18 protein-coding genes and 1 pseudogene are annotated in these 18507 nt (G+C 68.1%); 8 read left to right on the top strand and 11 right to left on the bottom strand.

All coding sequences use genetic code 11. The annotated features are described in order from the left end of the window. The first annotated feature begins 7 nt into the window (after positions 1–7). A complete protein-coding gene (locus tag G6N54_RS25400) occupies positions 8–1309 on the top strand; it encodes a lytic transglycosylase domain-containing protein (protein WP_163793092.1) in 1302 nt (433 codons plus the stop codon). 46 nt (positions 1310–1355) lie between these two features. Continuing rightward, a complete protein-coding gene (locus tag G6N54_RS25395; RefSeq protein ID WP_163793090.1) occupies positions 1356–2513 on the top strand; it encodes an Mrp/NBP35 family ATP-binding protein in 1158 nt (385 codons plus the stop codon). A 9-nt stretch (positions 2514–2522) separates the two neighbouring features. On the opposite strand, the gene tatB is transcribed toward G6N54_RS25395, so the two are convergent. The 4 genes from tatB to sigE form a co-directional block, all read right to left on the bottom strand. After that, complete coding sequence (tatB, locus tag G6N54_RS25390) at positions 2523–2936, bottom strand: Sec-independent protein translocase protein TatB (RefSeq protein WP_163793088.1); 414 nt, start codon at positions 2934–2936, stop codon at positions 2523–2525. Then, positions 2936–4462, bottom strand: coding sequence for a serine protease HtrA (gene htrA / locus G6N54_RS25385; RefSeq protein WP_163793086.1), 1527 nt, complete (start codon positions 4460–4462; stop codon positions 2936–2938). Before htrA ends, tatB begins: the two co-directional genes overlap by 1 nt. A 146-nt stretch (positions 4463–4608) precedes the next feature. Next, positions 4609–5004: an anti-sigma E factor RseA gene (rseA, locus tag G6N54_RS25380; protein ID WP_163793084.1), complete on the bottom strand. Its 396-nt coding sequence runs from the start codon at positions 5002–5004 to the stop codon at positions 4609–4611. A 129-nt stretch (positions 5005–5133) separates the two neighbouring features. After that, positions 5134–5889, bottom strand: a complete 756-nt coding sequence (sigE, locus tag G6N54_RS25375; protein WP_163793082.1) for an RNA polymerase sigma factor SigE — start codon at positions 5887–5889, stop codon at positions 5134–5136. Between the two features lie 203 nt (positions 5890–6092). Here sigE and G6N54_RS25370 point away from each other — a divergent pair, with 203 nt between their 5' ends. The 5 genes from G6N54_RS25370 to G6N54_RS25350 all read left to right on the top strand — a co-directional run bounded on the left by G6N54_RS25370 (position 6093) and on the right by G6N54_RS25350 (position 10761). Next, positions 6093–6761 (top strand): O-methyltransferase, encoded by a 669-nt coding sequence (locus G6N54_RS25370; RefSeq protein WP_163793080.1) that lies wholly within the window; start codon positions 6093–6095, stop codon positions 6759–6761. 152 nt (positions 6762–6913) lie between these two features. Next, on the top strand, positions 6914–7552 hold the full coding sequence (locus G6N54_RS25365; RefSeq protein ID WP_163793078.1) for a TetR/AcrR family transcriptional regulator: 639 nt from the start codon (positions 6914–6916) through the stop codon (positions 7550–7552). Beyond that, on the top strand, positions 7542–8459 hold the full coding sequence (locus G6N54_RS25360; RefSeq protein ID WP_163793076.1) for an ABC transporter ATP-binding protein: 918 nt from the start codon (positions 7542–7544) through the stop codon (positions 8457–8459). Before G6N54_RS25365 ends, G6N54_RS25360 begins: the two co-directional genes overlap by 11 nt. Continuing rightward, positions 8459–10090 carry an ABC transporter permease gene (locus G6N54_RS25355; RefSeq protein ID WP_163793074.1) on the top strand — a complete coding sequence of 544 codons (1632 nt, stop codon included), beginning with the start codon at positions 8459–8461 and terminating at the stop codon, positions 10088–10090. Before G6N54_RS25360 ends, G6N54_RS25355 begins: the two co-directional genes overlap by 1 nt. Further along, positions 10087–10761, top strand: coding sequence for a methyltransferase family protein (locus G6N54_RS25350; protein WP_163793072.1), 675 nt, complete (start codon positions 10087–10089; stop codon positions 10759–10761). The genes G6N54_RS25355 and G6N54_RS25350 overlap by 4 nt, the downstream gene beginning before the upstream one ends. A 58-nt stretch (positions 10762–10819) precedes the next feature. Here G6N54_RS25350 and glgC read toward each other — a convergent pair whose 3' ends face one another. Beyond that, positions 10820–12034: a glucose-1-phosphate adenylyltransferase gene (glgC, locus tag G6N54_RS25345; protein WP_163793070.1), complete on the bottom strand. Its 1215-nt coding sequence runs from the start codon at positions 12032–12034 to the stop codon at positions 10820–10822. Positions 12035–12250: 216 nt separating this feature from the next. Between glgC and glgA the strand changes: the two genes are divergently transcribed. Beyond that, positions 12251–13414, top strand: a complete 1164-nt coding sequence (gene glgA / locus G6N54_RS25340) for a glycogen synthase (RefSeq protein ID WP_163793068.1) — start codon at positions 12251–12253, stop codon at positions 13412–13414. Positions 13415–13435: 21 nt separating this feature from the next. Here the strand turns inward: glgA and G6N54_RS25335 are convergent, their stop codons facing one another. The 6 genes and pseudogenes from G6N54_RS25335 to fadD6 form a co-directional block, all read right to left on the bottom strand. Then, positions 13436–13603, bottom strand: a complete 168-nt coding sequence (locus tag G6N54_RS25335) for a DUF3117 domain-containing protein (RefSeq protein ID WP_003406247.1) — start codon at positions 13601–13603, stop codon at positions 13436–13438. Between the two features lie 214 nt (positions 13604–13817). Further along, positions 13818–14396, bottom strand: coding sequence for a DNA-3-methyladenine glycosylase I (locus tag G6N54_RS25330; protein ID WP_163793066.1), 579 nt, complete (start codon positions 14394–14396; stop codon positions 13818–13820). Next, on the bottom strand, positions 14393–14743 hold the full coding sequence (locus tag G6N54_RS25325; RefSeq protein WP_163793064.1) for a DivIVA domain-containing protein: 351 nt from the start codon (positions 14741–14743) through the stop codon (positions 14393–14395). The genes G6N54_RS25330 and G6N54_RS25325 overlap by 4 nt, the downstream gene beginning before the upstream one ends. Before the next feature lie 48 nt (positions 14744–14791). Further along, entirely contained in the window at positions 14792–15793 is a 1002-nt protein-coding gene (locus G6N54_RS25320) for a glucosyl-3-phosphoglycerate synthase (RefSeq protein ID WP_163793061.1), read from the bottom strand. After that, the gene (folP, locus tag G6N54_RS25315; protein WP_163793059.1) at positions 15790–16686 is read right to left on the bottom strand and encodes a dihydropteroate synthase; all 897 of its coding nucleotides are present in this window, start codon (positions 16684–16686) and stop codon (positions 15790–15792) included. The genes G6N54_RS25320 and folP overlap by 4 nt, the downstream gene beginning before the upstream one ends. A gap of 10 nt (positions 16687–16696) precedes the next feature. Further along, positions 16697–18480: pseudogene (gene fadD6, locus G6N54_RS25310) on the bottom strand (long-chain-acyl-CoA synthetase FadD6). Between the last annotated feature and the right edge of the window lie 27 nt (positions 18481–18507).

Below are 18507 nucleotides of genomic sequence, written 5' to 3'. Positions count from 1 at the left end.
CGGTGGAGTGCGCATAGGGGGTCGCTTGGGTGTACGCCGCGCTGTCGCGGCAGTGCGGAAGCGGGGGCTTCCGGTAACCCGGGCACAGGCATTCAGCGTCGCCGTGATCAGCCCACTGGTGTTCGCGGGCGCGGTCGGCGCCACACCCGAGCCGCTACGCGGACACGGTAAGAGCCCCATCCCGTCGGTGCACGCGGTGATCACCCCGGTCGCCGCCGTGTCCCCGACCGTTCCCGACCTGTCCGGGCCGGTGGTCATCGCGATCGACCGGGCGCCGACGGCCTTCCACGTCGCGGCCGGAGCCAGCTCGGCACCGCCGCCACCACGAGTGGTGAGTGCGCCTGGCGCGCTGGGCATTCCGATGATGGCGCTGACCGCCTATCGCAACGCCGAACAGAAGATGGCTGTGTCCGACCCGGCCTGCGGCGTCAGCTGGAACTTGCTGGCCGGCATCGGGCGCATCGAGTCCGGGCACGCCAGCGGCGGCGCCGTCGATGCCCGCGGCACGGCGGTCACCCCGATCTACGGTCCCTCGCTGGACGGCACGTTGCCCGGCAACGAGGTGATCGTCTCCAGCAGCGTCGGCAATCGCGTCACCTACGCCCGCGCGATGGGGCCGATGCAGTTCTTGCCCGGCACCTGGGCGCGGTACGCCGCCGACGGAGACGGCGACGGTATCGCCGACCCGCAGAACCTGTTCGACGCGACGCTGACGGCCGCGCGCTACCTGTGCAGCGGCGGGCTCAACCTGCGCGACCCCGCACAGGTCATGGCCGCGATCCTGCGCTACAACAACTCGACGGCCTACGCCCAGAACGTGCTGGGCTGGGCCGCGGCCTACGCGACCGGTGTGGTGCCGGTCGACCTGCCGCCGATCACCGGCCCGCCCCCGCCGCTGGGCAACGCGCACGACGAGCACCCGGAGGGGCTCGGGCCCGGTCTCCCGATCAACATGATCGGGCTGCCGCAGGACGACCCGTACGCGCGGATGCCGCTGATCGACCTGACCGGCCAGCCGCAGCAGCTCAACCCGTCGTCACCGATGTTCCCCTGGATGACACCGCCGCCCGCCCAGGCTCCGACCACGGGACACATGCCCGGGTGCACGGTGATCTGCATCAACTCGACCCCGGCGCCGGGTGCGCCGCAGCCGTTCGGGCCGCCGAATGCGCCGTGGGCGCCGCAGGCCGTGCCACCGCAGCCGTTTGCACCACCGCAAGCCGCCCCGCCGCAGCCGTTCGCACCACCGCAGGCCGCGCCGCCGCAGCAGCCGGCTGTTGCGCAGCCGGCTCCCGCTCCGGCCGGCTGACGCCTGCCAGCCGGTCGAAAGCCGAGCCCGCCTACACTCGGCGGTGATGTCCCGCCATGACTCCCCTGGTTCGCCAGACGACCGCACCGCTGCCATTCGCACCGCGCTGGGCAAGGTGATCGACCCCGAACTACGGCGTCCTATCACCGAACTCGGGATGGTCAAGAGCATCGACGTCGCGTCCGACGGCGGCGTGCACGTCGGGATCTACCTGACCACCGAGGCCTGCCCGAAGAAGACCGAAATCAGTGAGCGGGTCAGCCAGGCCGTCGCCGACGTCCCCGGCACCGGGGCGGTGAAGGTCAGCCTGGACGTGATGAACGACGAGCAGCGCACCGAGCTGCGCAAGCAGTTGCGCGGTGACGCCAGCGAGCCCGTCATCCCGTTCGCCCAGCCCAGCTCGCTGACCCGGGTCTACGCGGTGGCGTCCGGCAAGGGCGGCGTCGGCAAGTCGAGCGTCACGGTCAATCTGGCCGCCGCGATGGCCGCGCGCGGCCTGTCGGTCGGCGTGCTAGACGCCGATATCCACGGCCACTCCGTCCCCCGGATGATGGGCACCACCGACCGGCCCACCCAGGTCGAATCGATGATCCTGCCGCCGATCGCCCACGAGGTGAAGGTCATCTCGATCGCCCAGTTCACCGAGGGCAACACCCCGGTGGTATGGCGCGGGCCAATGCTGCACCGGGCGTTGCAGCAGTTCCTCGCCGACGTCTATTGGGGCGATCTGGATGTGCTGCTGCTCGATCTGCCGCCCGGCACCGGCGACATCGCCATCTCGGTGGCTCAGCTGATTCCCAACGCGGAAATCCTGGTCGTGACCACGCCGCAGCTGGCCGCCGCCGAGGTCGCCGAACGGGCCGGCAGCATCGCGCTGCAAACCCGCCAGCGCATCGTCGGCGTCGTCGAAAACATGTCCGGACTGGTCCTGCCGGACGGCTCCACCATGCATGTGTTCGGCGAGGGCGGCGGCGAGCAGGTCGCCGAGCGCCTGTCCCGCGCGGTGGGCGCCGACGTGCCGCTGCTGGGTCAGATCCCGCTGGACCCCTCGCTGGTCGCCGCCGGCGATTCCGGCATACCGATCGTGCTCAGCGCACCCGATTCGCCGGTGGGCAAGGAGCTGCGCGGCGTCGCCGACAAGCTGTCGTCGCGAAAGCGTGGACTGGCGGGCGTCTCGCTGGGGCTCGACCCGACCCGCAAGTAGCGAATCGCGTCAGGTCGCATCGGTGTCGAACGGCGCCGGGCCGTGCTGCCCCGCCGCGGACGCCGGGATCCCGTTCTGCCCCGCCGCCGGCTGCTCGGCCGACGGCTGCGCCACCCCGTTGACGGGCCGCTCGAAATTGCCGGTGAGGAATGAGTCGTCGCCGTCCAGCAGATGTTTGGTCAGCGCCGCGCGCGGGGTCATGCCGCGCAGTTTCTGTAGCTCGCTCAGCGGGCCGCGCAGGTCGTCGAACTCGGGCCCGATGTCCTCGCGCAGCTGGCTGGTGACGCCGCTGAGGTAGTCGCGGGCCTGACGCAACGCGGTCGACGCCCAGCGGATTGCGCCCGGAAGCCGCTCGGGGCCAAGGATTACCAGCCCGACCACGACGAGGACGAGCATCTCCCCCCAGCCGACATTGGCGAACATCAGCCGTTGTCGGGGTCGGGTTTGACGGTCAGGGTGACGTTGCGGCCGTCGCGGACCACCTCGATCGGGGCGTCCTGCCCGATGGTCAGCTGGCGCACCGCGACGACGAACTCGTCGGCGTCGGCGACCTTGCGGCTACCGACCTTGACGATGACATCGTTCTCCAGGATGCCGCCCTTTTGCGCGGGGCTGCCCGCCTTGACGTTGGCGACCTGGGCACCGGCAGCGATCGAGTTGCTCACCGAGCGGGTGCTGACGCCGAGCGTCGGGTGCACGATCTTTCCGTCTTTGATCAGCGTCTGCGCCACCGACTTGACCTCGTTGACCGGAATCGCGAAGCCTAGCCCACTTGCGCTGTCGGACAACGACTTTCCTGCGGTGTCGATGCCGATCACCTGGGAGTCCATGTCGATCAGCGGACCACCGGAGTTACCGTGGTTGATCGACGCGTCGGTCTGCAGGGCGTCGATGACGGTATCGGTGTCAGAGCCCTCGCCCGACAGCGGGACCGGGCGGTGCAACGCGCTGATGATACCGTGCGTGACGGTGCTGCGCAGGCCGAGCGGTGCGCCCGCGGCGATCACCTCGTCGCCGACGCGCACCTTGTCTGAGTCGCCGAGCCGCGCCACGCTCAGGTTGTCGACGTTGTCGACCTTGAGCACGGCCAGGTCGGTCTTGGGGTCGCGGCCGACCAGGTTGGCCGGCACTTCCTTGCCGTCGTTGAACACCACCGTCGTCTTGAACTGGCTGGGGTTGTTGGCGGCCTCGGAGATCACGTGGTTGTTCGTGACGATGTAGCCGCGGCCGTCGATGACGACACCGGACCCCTGCATGCCTTCCTGTTCGCTCTTCGACTCGATGGTCACTACCGAGTTGGCGGTCGCGGCCGCCACCTTCGCGAAGCGGCCTGCCGGTTCTTCGGTGTTGTTGTTGGTCGCCAACGTCACCTTGGAGGTAGTGAAGGCCTCGACGACCTCGGCCGTCTTGTTACCGATCAGCCCGCCAACGGCGCCGATGGCCAGCGCGATCACGAACAGGACGGCCAGGGCGAGGTAGGACACCTTCTTGCCGAACAGGACATCGCGCACGCCGAGCTTGCCGCCGTAGCCCGACGGCGCGTGCGCGGCGGTCTGCGCGACGGCCGGGGTTCCCAGCGCCGCCGCGGCACCCGGGTCCCGCCACGGATCGTCGGACTCGTCCTCGTCGAAACCGTTCTGCTCGGCCGCCAGCGCGGTGGCGTCGACCGGGTGGCGCTGCAATGTCTCGGTACCGCCGATCGGCTTGCTGAAGGCCTCCTCCAGCACCGGGTCGCGGCGTTGATCGTGCGGGCTGAACTCGCTCTGCTCCCGGTACTTCGACGGGCGCACTCGCTCCGCGACGAACGATCCCTGCAGCCCGTCGGGGCGACCGAAGGCCTGACGCGACGCGGGGTCGACCGGCGGCCGGGAAATGGGGCGCGGCGCCAGGCGGTTGGCTCCGTTGTCGCTGCCGTCTTGCCTCTGATCAAAGCCTTGGTCGGAGGTCATGAATCCTCTACTTGAGTGCTCGAAACCGGCCTCGCACGCCGGCCCTGTCGAGGGCAAGCACCAGGCGCAGAATTGTCCGTGTCCACCCTAGTATCCACGGTTGTTAACCGGTCGGCATGAACCCACGAGCTGGGGCGACCCGCGCGCTACCGGCGCTTACGCTGGTCGCGAACATTGCGATCAGCAAAGCGGTCGGACGCCTGCGAGGGCGTGTCGTCGGGCGGATAGTGCGGGATCTCCGACAGCATTCCGAGCAGGGTGCTGGGGATGCGGATCGGGTGCGAGTCTCTCAGCGCGGCACGCGCCCGGCTCTGATCGTCGACTTCGCTCGCGCATTGCGGGCACAGCGACAGGTGATGAGCCGCCCGCAGGTGGGCGTTCATCCGCAGCTCGCCGTCGACAAACGCCGCGATCGCCTCGACGGACAGGTGCTCGGTCGAGCCGAATTGGCGCGGCGCGCCAACCGGCGCATCGCTCTGGGAAGCGAACTGGGAGGGGAGCCAGGAGAACGCGCGGCGGAACACATGTCCCCGGTCGGCCATCACCAGCCCCTTTCGCTGCCACGTACCCCTCGAATGTAGCGCGACTAGGTGCTCAGCACCGCCATGAATCTGGCGAAATCGCATGATTATCGACCCATGGGCCGTGCTCCGAACCGGCCCGGCCCTTTTTTAAGCCGATTTGGCGGGGGTTTCCGGCTCGGAGTGCGCGGCCAGGTAGTCGCGCAAAGCCTGACGTCCGCGGTGGATTCGGCTACGCACGGTGCCCAGCTTGACACCCAGGGTGGCGCCGATCTCCTCGTAGGACAAGCCTTCGATGTCGCACAGCACCACCGCGGCACGAAACTCCGGCGGCAGCGAATCCAGCGCGGCCTGCAGGTCGGGACCCAGGTGCGCGTCGTGGTAGATCTGTTCGGGGTTGGGCTCATCGGCCGGCACCCGGTCGTAGTCCTCCGGCAGCGCTTCCATCCTGATGCGCGCGCGCCGGCGCACCATGTCGAGGAACAAGTTCGTCGTGATGCGGTGCAGCCAGCCCTCGAAGGTTCCGGGCTGATAGTTCTGCACCGACCGGAAAACCCGGATGAATGTCTCCTGGGTCAGGTCCTCGGCGTCTTGCTGGTTACCCGAGAGCCGGTAGGCCAGCCGGTACACCCGGTCGGCGTGCTGACGCACCAGCTCATCCCACGACGGCATGGTCGTCTTGTCCCCGGTCGCGTCGAATACCGCCGTGCCCTGCAAGCCCTCCGCCGGTTCGACCCATTCGTCGTCGGGGAGTTCTTGGGCGTGCGACATGGTGCTCGGGCTCAAGAGAGTGGTGTTGATCGAATCCTCCGAATAATTTGCCCTGCCGAGTGACGGCAGTTCGTCTTCGGAGGCAACACGAAGTTGCCAATCTGTATTCCCCGCCCAACGTCCTCCACGTTCCATACCCACACCGTCGCGTATCGGCGTATGGGCGATATAGGAGCAATCTGAGGTTTGGCTGAGAAACCTTATCGTTACCTGGCGTAAGCAGGGCAAATCCGGAAGGGAGTGACTTAGGCCGCCCCGCCTGTCCCGGGCGTGTCGGAAACGGTCCGACTCGCCGCGCGCCTGACGGACTGCGCGTCGCCATGCAATACGCTGCGGGCATGAACGGCACCGACGAAGAAACCCCCGCCCAGGCGGCCCCCAGTCGGGCCGAATCGCTCTCCGCGCATGCGGAGGGGTCGATATCCGAGGACGCGATTCTGGCCGCCGCCCGTGACCGTTCCGTCGACATCGGTGCCCGCGCCGTGACGCCAGCGGTCGGCGCGCTGCTGAGCCTGCTGACCAAGCTCAGCGGCGGCAAGGCGGTCGCGGAAGTGGGAACCGGCGCCGGGGTGAGCGGACTCTGGTTGCTGTCGGGCATGACCGACGACGGGGTGCTGACCACGATCGATATCGAGCCCGAGTATTTGCGGCTGGCCAAGCAGGCCTTCTCCGAAGCCGGCATCGGACCGTCGCGCACGAGGCTGATCAGCGGTCGCGCCCAAGAGGTGCTCACCCGGCTGGCCGACGAGTCCTATGATCTGGTGTTCGTCGACGCCGACCCGATCGACCAGCCCGACTACGTCGTCGAGGGCGTGCGACTGCTGCGATCCGGCGGGGTCATCGTCGTGCACGGCTCGGCGCTGGGCGGGCGAGCCGGCGATCCCGCGGCGCGAGACGCCGACGTGGTCGCGGTGCGCGAGGCGGCCCGATTGATCGCCGAGGACGAGCGACTGACGCCCGCGCTGGTCCCGCTCGGTGACGGCGTCCTGGCCGCGGTGCGCGACTAGCCGGAGCCCTTCGAAAACTACGCACGAGCGCCCGGCCAGCCGGGGGCTTGGCGTTGCATGCCCGGCTGGCCGGGCACTGGCCGCATCTTTTACGCATCCCTTACGACGCGTCCCCTTGACCGTCGACTAAACATACGTTTAGCGTACTGAACATGCGTTCAGCCGACCTGACCGCCGCCGCCCGAATTCGCGACGCGGCGATCGAGCAATTCGGCCAGCAGGGCTTCGGTGTCGGCCTGCGCACCATCGCCGAGGCCGCGGGCGTGAGTGCGGCACTGGTCATCCATCACTTCGGCTCGAAGGAAGGCCTGCGCAAGGCGTGCGAGGACTACATCGCCGAAGAGATCTACAGCAGCAAGTCCGAGGCGCTGCGGTCTAACGACCCGGCGACCTGGTTCGCGCAGATGGCCGAGATCGAGGCGTATGCACCGCTGATGGCCTACCTGGTGCGCAGCATGCAGACCGGTGGCGAGCTGGCGAACATGTTGTGGCGCAGGATGATCGACAACGCCTACGACTACATGGAAGAGGGCGTGCGCGCGGGTACGATCAAGCCCAGCCGCGATCCCCACGCCAGGGCCAAATACCTCGGCATCACCGGCGGCGGAGGATTTCTGCTCTACCTCCAAATGCATGAAACCCCAACAGATCTGCGGGCCGTCCTGCGCGACTACGCCCAAGAGATGGTGCTGCCCGCACTCGAGATCTACACCGAAGGCCTGATGACGGACCGCACCATGTACGACGCATTCGTGGCCGCCGAAGATCAAGGAGAATCCCATGGCAGTTGATAGTGCCGCGCCCATCGAAATCCGCGACCTCACCAAGAACTTCGGTGCGGTGCGGGCGCTGGACGGCCTCAACCTGACGGTGCGTCAAGGTGAAGTGCACGGCTTTCTCGGCCCCAACGGCGCCGGCAAGTCCACCACCATCCGCATCCTGTTGGGCCTGGTGAAGGCCGACGGCGGCAGTGTGCGGCTGCTGGGCGGTGACCCGTGGACCGACGCCGTCGAACTGCACCGCCAAATCGCCTATGTGCCAGGCAATGTCACACTCTGGCCGTCATTGACCGGCGGTGAGACCATCGACCTGTTGGCTCGCATGCGTGGTGGCATCGACGACGCCCGCCGCCGGGAGCTGATCGAACGCTTCGACCTCGACCCGACCAAGAAGTCGCGCACCTACTCCAAGGGCAACCGCCAAAAGGTCTCCCTGATTTCGGCGTTCTCGTCGCGGGCCAGGCTGCTGCTGTTGGACGAGCCCAGCAGCGGCCTTGACCCGTTGATGGAGAACATCTTTCAGCAATGCGTCGCCGAGGCCCGCGACCGTGGCGTGACGGTCTTGCTGTCCAGCCACATCCTGGCCGAAACGGAAGCCCTGTGCCAAACGGTGACCATCATCCGGGCCGGCCAGACCATCGAGAGCGGTTCGCTGGACTCGATGCGGCATCTCAGCCGCACCTCGATCCGGGCCGAAATGCTGGGCGATCCGGGTGATGTCACGCGAATCAAGGGCGTCGAGGACGTCAGCGTCGAGGGCAACACGCTGCGCGCGCAGGTCGACAGCGAAAGCCTCGGGGAACTCATCCGGGTGCTGGGCGACGCCGGAGTGCGCAGCCTGGTCAGCCAGCCGCCGACGCTCGAGGAGCTCTTCTTGCGCCACTACGACACCGGCCGTAGCGACAAGGTCTCGGCATAATGAGCACCGCAACGCTGGACCGCCCGGGACATGCTGTCCCGCAACATAGTTCGACCTTCACCGGAACGCTGGGCATGTTGCGCCTCTACCTGCGCCGCGACCGGATCTCGATGCCGTTGTGGGTTCTGCTGCTCTCGCTCCCGCTGGCCACGGTCTACATCGGAAGTATCGAGAAGGTCTATTCCACCCAGGCCGCCCGCGCCGGATTCGCGGCGACGATCATGGCCAGCCCGGCGCAGCGCGCCCTGTACGGCCAGGTCTACAACGACAGCCTTGGCGCCGTGGGTATTTGGAAGGCCGGGATGTTCCACGTGCTGATCGCCGTCGCGGTCATTCTCACGGTGATCCGGCACACCCGCGCCGACGAGGAAAGCGGCCGGACCGAACTGGTGGACTCGACCGGGGTGGGACGGTACGCCAGCCTGACCGCGGCCGTGATCCTTGCGTTCGGGGCCTCGATCGCGACCGGCGCGATCGGCGCGGCCGGATTGCTCACCACCACGGTCCCGCCCGGCGGATCGCTGGCATTCGGTGCCGCGCTGGCCGGTTCCGGCGTCGTGTTCACGGCGGTGGCCGCGGTCACCGCGCAGCTGTCGGCGAGCGCGCGATTCGCTCGCGGTGCCGCCTTCGCGGTACTCGGAGCCGCGTTCACGCTGCGCGCCATCGGCGATGCCGGCTCCGGCACGCTGTCGTGGTTCTCGCCACTGGGCTGGTCGCTACAGGTGCGGCCCTACGCGGGCGATCACTGGTGGGTGCTGCTGCTGCATCTGGTCACCGCGACCGTGCTGACCGCCGTCGCGTATCGGCTGCTGGCCGGCCGCGACGTCGGCGCCGGACTCATCGCCGAACGGGCCGGCCGGGCCAGCGCCACATCGTCGTTGAGCAACGTCTTCGGACTGGCCTGGCGGCTAGACCGCGGCGCGCTGCTGCTGTGGACGGTGGGCATGTGCCTGTACGGCCTGGTGATGGGCAGCGTGGCGCACGGCATCGGCGACGAGATCGGCGCCGGCACGGCACGCGAGATCGTCGCGCGGGCGGGCGGCACCGCCGTGCTGGAGGAGGCCTTCATCGCGGTGGGGTTCAACATGATGGGCATGGTGGCATCCGCGTTCGCCATCTCGCTCACACTGCGACCGCACCAGGAAGAAGCCGGCCTGCGCGCCGAAACGACACTGGCCGGAGCGGTGTCTCGAAGTCGTTGGCTGGCAAGCTATTTAGTGGCCGGACTGCTCGGGTCCGCAGTGGCGATGCTGGCGGCCGGCGCGGCAGGCGGGCTACTCTACGGCATCGCGGCCGGCGACGTTGGCGGCAAGCTGGCCCTCGTGACCGGCGCCGCGGCCGCACAGCTGCCGGCCGTCTGGCTGGCGCCGGCCGTCACGGTCGCATTGTTCGGTCTCGCACCCCGTTTCGCGCCGATAGCGTGGGGCGTGCTGATCGGGTTCATCGCCTTGTACCTGATCGGTTCGCTGGCGGGCTTCGGGCAGTGGGTGCTCGACCTCGAGCCCTTCGCCCACGTTCCCCGCGTCGGCGACAGCTTCACCGCGGTACCGCTGCTGTGGCTGCTGGTCATCGATGCGGCGCTGATCACCCTGGGAACCATGGCATTTCGACGAAGGGATCTACGCTCGTGACCACCAGCATTCGGGCGACGGCGTCGTCGGTGTTCGGACTGGCCATTCTGGGCTTGCTGTTGTTCGGTCCGGCCGCGACGCTCGACTATTGGCAGGCATGGGCTTTCATCGCGACCTCGATGGTGGCGACGATCCTCCCGACCATCTACATAGCTCGCACCAGTCCGGCCGCGCTGGAGCGCCGAATGCACGCCGGACCGAAGGCGGAAACCAGAACCGTGCAGAAAGTCGTGATGTTCGGCGCGTTTACGGGGTTGATCGGAATGCTGGTGTTCAGTGCCTACGACCATCGGATGGGCTGGTCGTCGGTGCCCGGCTGGGTATCGGTACTCGGTGATGCCCTGATCGCGACCGGACTCGGTATCGCCATGCTCGTGGTCGTCCAGAATGCCTATGCGGCAGCCACCGTCACCGTGGAATCGGGCCAGACGCTGGTATCCACCGGCGTCTACAAGCATGTCCGACACCCGATGTACGTCGGCAACTTCGTGATGATGATCGGCATCCCGCCGGCGCTCGGCTCCTATTGGGGACTGCTGTTCGTGATCCCGGCCCAGGCGGTGATTGTCTTCCGCATCCTCGACGAAGAGAAGCTGCTGACCGAGCAGTTGCCCGGATACCGCGAGTACACGCAGCACGTGCGCTATCGGCTGCTGCCCTACGTCTGGTGACCGCTGGATCTATGGTGTCGACCCGCTTCGCCCGGCTCCGCCGCGCTTGCGATCGTCACTAGACCCACACGCCTTTGCCCACCGCGACCACGCCGCCGGCGCTGATCGCGAAGCGCTCCCGGTCCTTCCCCAGATCCACCCCGACCATCTCACCGGGCCCGATCACGACGTTCTTATCCAGGATCGCGTGGCGCACCACCGCGCCGCGGCCGACCCGGGCGCCCGGCATGATCACACTGCCCTCGACGATCGCGCCGTCGTCGACCACGACGTTCGACGACAGCACCGAGTTGCGCACCGAGGCCGCCGAGATGATGCTGCCGGCGCCGACCACCGACTCCTGGGCGGAGCCGCCGTTGACGAACTTCGCCGGCGCCAGGTTCTCCGTGGCGCCGCGAATCGGCCAGCGCCGGTTGTACAGATTGAAGACGGGGTGCACGGACACCAGATCCATGTGCGCGTCGTAGAACGCGTCCAGCGTCCCGACGTCACGCCAGTAGGCCCGATCGCGGTCGGTGGCGCCGGGCACCTCGTTGTCGTTGAAGTCGTAGACCGCGGCCATCCCGTCACCCACCAACCGCGGAATGATGTCGCCACCCATGTCGTGATCGGAGTGGTCGTCGTCGGCGTCGGCGCGAATCGCGTCGACGAGCACCTTGGTGGTGAAGATGTAGTTGCCCATCGAGACGAACGTCGTCTCCGGATCGTCGGGCGTGCCCGGCGGCTCCAGCGGCTTCTCGACGAAGCTGCGGATCCGGCCCGACTCGTCGGAGTCGATGCAGCCGAACGCGGACGCGTCGCTGCGCGGCACCCGGATGCCGGCCACCGTCGCGCCGGCCCCGCTGTCGATGTGGAAGCGGACCATCTGCTCGGGGTCCATCCGGTACACGTGATCGGCGCCGAAAACCACTATGTAGTACGGGTCTTCGTCGTAGATGAGGTTCAGGGATTGATAGATCGCGTCGGCGGAGCCGGTGTACCAGCGCGGGCCGAGCCGCTGCTGCGCCGGCACCGGGGTGATGTATTCGCCGGCGAGACCGGACAATCGCCAGTTCTGCGAAATGTGTCGGTCAAGTGAATGCGACTTGTATTGCGTGAGAACGCAGATCCGCAAGTAGCGGGCATTGACGAGGTTGGACAGCACGAAGTCGATCAGGCGATAGGCGCCGCCGAAGGGAACTGCGGGCTTGGCCCGGTCCGCGGTTAGCGGATACAGCCGCTTGCCCTCACCGCCGGCCAGGACGATGCCCAGCACGTGTGGTGCTTCCCTCATGGCTCCAAACCTATCGGCCGTCGCGAACCGCTGCCAGGGGGAATCCCCCCGGCCGCCGCTGCGACGGGCTGTCCGTCAAGGTAATTGGCAAACTTGACGCGCCGCCCACCGTAATCGATTGTGACGCGCGGCGCGCGGCAGCGTCGCCGCGGAATTCACCAGCGGCTTTCCGATCCGACTCGCGAGCGGCGTCACCGGCGAACTACGGTGCGGTGTATGCGGGTGGCGATGATGACTCGGGAGTACCCACCAGACGTCTACGGGGGAGCCGGCGTACACGTCACGGAGCTCGTCGCCCAACTGCGCCGACTGTGCACGGTCGACGTGCACTGCATGGGCGCACCGCGTCCGGGTGCGATCGCGCATGAGCCCGACGCGCGCTTGCACGACGCCAACGCCGCGTTGTCCACGCTGTCCACCGATCTGGTGATGGCCGATGCCGCGGCCGAGGCGACGGTCGTGCATTCGCACACCTGGTACACCGGCATGGCCGGGCACCTGACCGCGTTGCTCTACGACATCCCGCACATTCTGACCGCCCACTCGCTGGAACCGCTGCGGCCGTGGAAGGCAGAGCAACTCGGCGGCGGCTACCGGGTGTCGTCGTGGGTGGAGCGCACCGCGGTGCTGGCGGCCGATGCCGTGATCGCGGTGAGTTCCGGTATGCGCGAGGACGTGCTGCGGGTCTACCCCACGCTGGATCCCAGCCAGGTGCATGTAATCCGCAACGGGGTGGACAGCGACGTGTGGCACCCGGCCGGGCCGGTGGACACCGGGTCGGTGCTGGCCGAGATCGGGGTCGATCCGAACCGGCCGATGGTGGCATTCGTCGGGCGGATCACCCGGCAGAAGGGCATCGGCCACTTGATCGCCGCCGCGCACCATTTCGGCCCGGACGTGCAATTGGTGTTGTGCGCCGGCGCTCCCGATACCCCGGAGATCGCCGACGAAGTACGCACAGCGGTCGACGAGCTGGCTCGCGCCCGTAGCGGCGTGTTCTGGATCCGGGAAATGCTGCCCGTCGGGGAACTGCGCGAAATACTTTCGGCGGCGACAGTTTTCGTGTGCTCGTCGGTGTATGAGCCGTTGGGCATCGTGAACCTGGAAGCGATGGCGTGTGCAACCGCGGTGGTGGCCTCCGACGTGGGCGGAATTCCGGAGGTGGTGGTCGACGGGGTGACCGGCACGCTGGTGCATTACGACGCCGACGACGCCCGCGGATACCAGGCGAGATTGGCCGAAGCGGTGAATGAACTCGTCGCGGACCCGGCGAAAGCCGAGCGCTACGGTCGCGCCGGACGCCGGCGTTGCATCGAGGAATTCTCCTGGGCGCACGTCGCTGAGCAGACGCTAGAGATCTACCGGAAGGTGTGTTCTTAGCTGCCCCGACATACGGAGGACTTAGCTGGTGACGCCTTTGAGTTCATCGCCCAGGGCGGCGGCTTCGTCGGGTGTCAGCTCGACGACGAGACGGCCACCACCTTCAAGTGGTACCCGCATTACGATGCCGCGCCCCTCCTTAGTCGCTTCCAGAGGACCGTCTCCGGTCCGGGGCTTCATCGCCGCCATCGAGTGCTCCCTCCAGATTCGAGCTGACCCGTACACGCGAGCCTGGTCGGCAGCGAGCTAGCCCCGCCAGCGGATTTCCAGCCATACCCGACTTTGAACTGCCAAATCACCCCCCCATTGTTCCCTATTCCGCTCACTAAATGCACAAGACCCGTCCGTAGCGCCTTCGGTGGCGCGCCGAGCCCGGTTTGCCGGGGGCCGTCGCCCCGGGACCTCAGCGAGGCGAGGGAACCCAGCAATCACGGACGTGGTCGTCGACCATGCCGGTTGCCTGCATCAGCGCGTACGCCGTGGTGGGGCCCACGAAACGAAATCCGCGGCGTTTGAGTTCCTTCGCCATCGCCTTGGATTCGTCGGTAGCGGAAGGGATTTCGCATCCATCGACGGGACGGGGCCGCGGCGGCGGCGCGAACGACCAGAGCAGGTCGGACAGGTCTTCCGACGTGCCCAACTCGGCCACCGCGCGGGCGTTGGCAATCGTCGCGTCGATCTTGGCCCGGTTGCGGACGATGCCGGCATCGGCCATCAGCCGTCGCACATCGCCGTCGGTAAAGCGAGCAACTTTCTCGATGTCGAACCCGGCGAAGGCGCGCCGGAAATTCTCCCGCTTGCGCAGGATCGTCAACCACGACAGGCCGCTCTGGAAGGCTTCCAGACTCATCCGCTCGAACAGCGCCACCCGGCCGCGCAGCGGGCGGCCCCACTCCTCGTCGTGATAGTCGCGGTACAGGTCGAAGTCGGGCCCGGGCCGACCCACCGCCCAGCCGCAGCGAATTCGCCCGTCATCGGTCACGCCGGATCCTCGCCCGGGGTGTGCTCTCCGTCGGGCTCCGCGGACGCGTCAACGGTGCCCGGCGAGGCGTCGACCGCGGCCAGCTGACCCCGCAGCGCCTCGAGCTCGCGGGCCAGCCGGTCCAGCACCCAGTCCACCTCGCTGGTCTTGTAACCCCGCAGCACCTGGGTGAACTTGACCGCGTCGACGTCGGTGCCGGTGACGCCGTAGGCGGGCAGCACCGTCGCCGTCGTGCCGCGCGGCAGCGGCGGCAGCTGCTCACCGCACCCGAACAGCAAGCTCGCCGCGCCGAACAGCACGATCGCCACCAGCACCAACACCACGAGGTAGAGCAAGACCAACGCCACGGAATCGATAGTGCCCTATACCACCGACAGAACGGCGAGCGTGGGCCCTTATCGGGGCCTGAACCCTTTCATCGGCGGCCGGTCGGTCAGCGACACCGGGGAGGTGTGCTGGGTGTAGCCCTCACCGTCGGCGAAGAACTGCGTCAGCCCGACGCCGGAGTCGGGGATACCGCAGCGCGAGAGCAGGGTGGCGATCACCTGGCGGCTCATCGCGCCCAGCTCGGCCAGCGGCCGGTTGCGGTGCGCCCGTACACCCAGATTGACCTGGGCGATCGCGTCTAGGCCCAACCGGTCGAAAGTGTCGATCAGCAGGCCGATCTCCACGCCGTAGCCCGGGGCGAACGGCAGCGAGGTCAGCAAGTCCCGGCTGGCCGCGTATTCGCCGCCGAGGGGCTGCAGCACGCAGCCCAGCTCCGGCCGAAGTGCCGACAACAAGGGTCGGGCCACCAGCTCGGTGACCCGCCCGCCGCCGGTGGGGGCCACGCCGCCGCCCAGATCGCCGACATCGCTGACCCCGTCCGCCTCGCGGACCATCAGCGGCCGTCGGTAAAAGCTCTTGACCAGATGAATGCCGTCACCCGTGAGCAGCGGGTCGACTAGCCAGGGGACGAACATCGGGTGCGGATCGACGAGGTCACTGTCGACGAACACCACGATGTCGCCGCTAGTGGCCGCGAGTGAGCGCCACAACACCTCGCCCTTGCCCGGCCGTGTCGGCACCTCGGGGAGCGCCTGTTCGCGGCTGACGACGCGGGCGCCGGCCGCGATGGCGCGGATCTCGGTGTCGTCCGTCGAGCCGGAGTCCAGCACGATCAGCTCGTCGACCAATCCGTCGACCAGCGGTGAGATGCTGCCGATCACCGACGCGACGGAGGCTTCCTCGTTGAGGGCCGGCAGCACCACCGAGATCGTGCGTCCGGCCTTCGCTTCCTCGAGCTCCCCCAGCGTTCGGCCGGGCCGGCTCGACCCGTTGGACAGCCAGACGTCGCCGGGCCGAGCCGCGACGGCGCCGGTGGCGAGATCGCGGGCCACCAGCTCTGATGCCGTCATGCAAGTCCTCTCACCGTGCGCGCCGGTGGGCGAGTGCCCTGGATGGAGGCGACCATTTCCAGTACCCGTCGGGTCGCGGCGACCTGATGCACGCGGAACATCCGGACGCCGCCGGCCGCCGCTAGCGCCGTGGCTGCCAGCGTCCCCTCCAGCCGTTCGGTCAATTCCACACCCAGAGTCTCCCCGACGAAGTCCTTGTTGCTCAAAGCCATGAGCACGGGCCATCCGGTATTAACAAGTTCGCCCACGTGCCGCAACAGGACCAGCCCGTGGAAGGTGTTCTTCCCGAAATCGTGGGCCGGGTCGATCAGCACCCGGTCAGGGGCCACTCCGGCCGCGACGGCGCGTTCGGCGGCCCCGGTGACCTGACGAATCACGTCGTCGACCACGCCGCGGGTGGTTGTGCCGAAACTCACCCGGAACGGACGCGTGCGCGGCCGCGCACCGCCGGTGTGCGAACACACCAAGCCCACGCCGAGCTCCGCGGCGACCTCCGGCAGGGCCGGGTCGACGCCGCCCCACGTGTCGTTGATCAGGTCCGCGCCCGCCGCGCAGGCCAGCCTGGCCACTTCGGAGCGCCAGGTGTCGACGCTGATCAGCTGATCCGGATAGGCACCCCGCAGCCATTCGATGAACGGCACCAAGCGGGCGATCTCCATATTCGCGTCGACGTTGTCGCCCGGGCCCGCCTTGACGCCGCCGATGTCGATGACGTCGGCACCGTCCGCGACCGCTTGGTGGACGGCGGCACGGGCCGCCTCATCGCTGAAGGTCGCACCCTTGTCGTAGAACGAGTCCGTTGTGCGGTTGATGATCGCCATGACCAGCGCGCGATCCCCGGCCACCGGTCGGCCGCACAGAGTTGACTGCACCCGTCCATAGTGCCCGGTCATCGCCGGGGCTTCAGCCTTGCGGCCGCTTACCCGCCGCCACCTCGTCCGGATATTCGTCGTAGTACGGCACGTAGCCGTCGTCGCGGCCGGCCAGCACGTACAGCGGGTCCTTGACGTCGGGCCCGTAGGCCTGCTCGCGCAACTCCACCTTGCGGCTCTTGAACGTCGTGGTGTGCTCGAGCGTCTTCACCACCCGCACGAACAGCGGCAGCGCGTATGCGGGCAGCTGCCCGTACACCGCGCGCGCCAGCGCCTTGCCGTCGAACTGCGCGCCTTCGCGCAACTGCACCGCGGCCATCCCGGCGCGCCCGCCGGTGTCCGGCACCTCGACGCCGAAGACGGTGCATTCCTCGACGGCCTGGTCCGACGCCAGCGCCGCCTCGACCTGGGTGGTGGCGACGTTCTCACCCTTCCAGCGGAAGGTGTCGCCGAGCCGATCGACGAACGCGGCGTGCCGCATGCCCTGCGGGCTCATCACGTCGCCGGAATTGAAGTAGCAGTCGCCGTCGCGGAAAGCGTTGCGCACCAGCTTCTTTTCGCTCGACGCCTGGTCCGTGTAGCCGTCGAACGGCTGCAGCCGGTTGACCGGGCTCAGCAGCAGGCCGGGCTGGCCGGCCGGCACCCGGTTTACCCGGCCGTCGGCATCGCGCAGCGGCTCCCCGGTATCGGGGTCGTACTCCACGTACACCAGCGGCATCGGCGCGATGCCCGTCGACCCGGGCACGTTGAAGATATTGATGAAGGCCGTGTTGCCTCGCTGGAGGCGTAGAACTCACACACCCGCGAGATGCCGAACCGCTTGGTGAATTCCTTCCAGATCTCCGGGCGCAGCCCGTTGCCGGCGATCAGGCGCACCTTGTGCTTGCGGTCGGTGTCCTTGGGCGGCTGGTTGAGCAGGTAGCGGCAGATCTCGCCGATGTAGATGAACGCCGTGGCCCGGCTGTCGATGACCTCGTCCCAGAACCGGGAGGCCGAAAACGACTTGCCCAGCGCCAGCGTCGCCCCGGAGTTGATTGCCGACGACAGCGCCACCGTCAGCGCGTTGTTGTGGTACCGCGGCAGGCAGCTGTACAGGGTGTCGGAGCTCCTCAGCCGCAAGCCCAGCCCACCGAACGCCGCCAGCGCCTTGAGCCACCGCAGATGGGTCATCACGCTCGCCTTCGGGAACCCGGTGGTGCCCGACGTGAAGATGTAGAAGGCGGTGTCGCGGGCCTGCACGGCCGCCACCGAATCCGGGTTGGTGGCCGCCGCGCCAACCGCGAAGCGCTCCAGGTCCTCGATGGTCAGCGTGTTGGCGGTGTCCGCGGAACCGGACTCGGCGGCGGCGCTGACCAGGTCGGTCTCCGCGATCAGCACCTTGGCGTCCAGCAGGCCCAGGCTGTGCGCGAGCACCTCACCACGCTGGTGGTAGTTGAGCATGCCGGCAACGGCCCCGCACTTGACCGTGGCCAGCATCGTCAGCACCGCATTCGGCGAGTTGCGCAGCATGATCGCGACGACGTCGCCGTGACCGACACCGCGCGCGGCCAGCACGGCGGCATACCGGTTGGCGGCCGCGTTGGCCTCGCGGTAGGTCAGCTGCTGGTCGCCGAACCGCAGGAAGACCTTGTCGCCGTAGCGAGCCGCGCGGTCCTGGAACACGCTGCCGATCGAGCGGTGGGAGCCCGGCTGGGCCACCAGCCCGGTCAGCGCGCCACGGACGATCACCCGCATGTCGGCCAGTACGCTCGGCAGCCCCGACGCGATATCGGTCAGGCCGATCCGTCTACGTGCTTTCCCATCGCGACCGGACACGTGCTCCCTCGATTCCCCTTGACGCAG

The organism is Mycobacterium stomatepiae, from assembly GCF_010731715.1.
In the GTDB taxonomy this organism is placed as follows: Bacteria; Actinomycetota; Actinomycetes; order Mycobacteriales; family Mycobacteriaceae; genus Mycobacterium; species Mycobacterium stomatepiae.
This window is presented reverse-complemented; position numbering and strand designations above follow the sequence as displayed.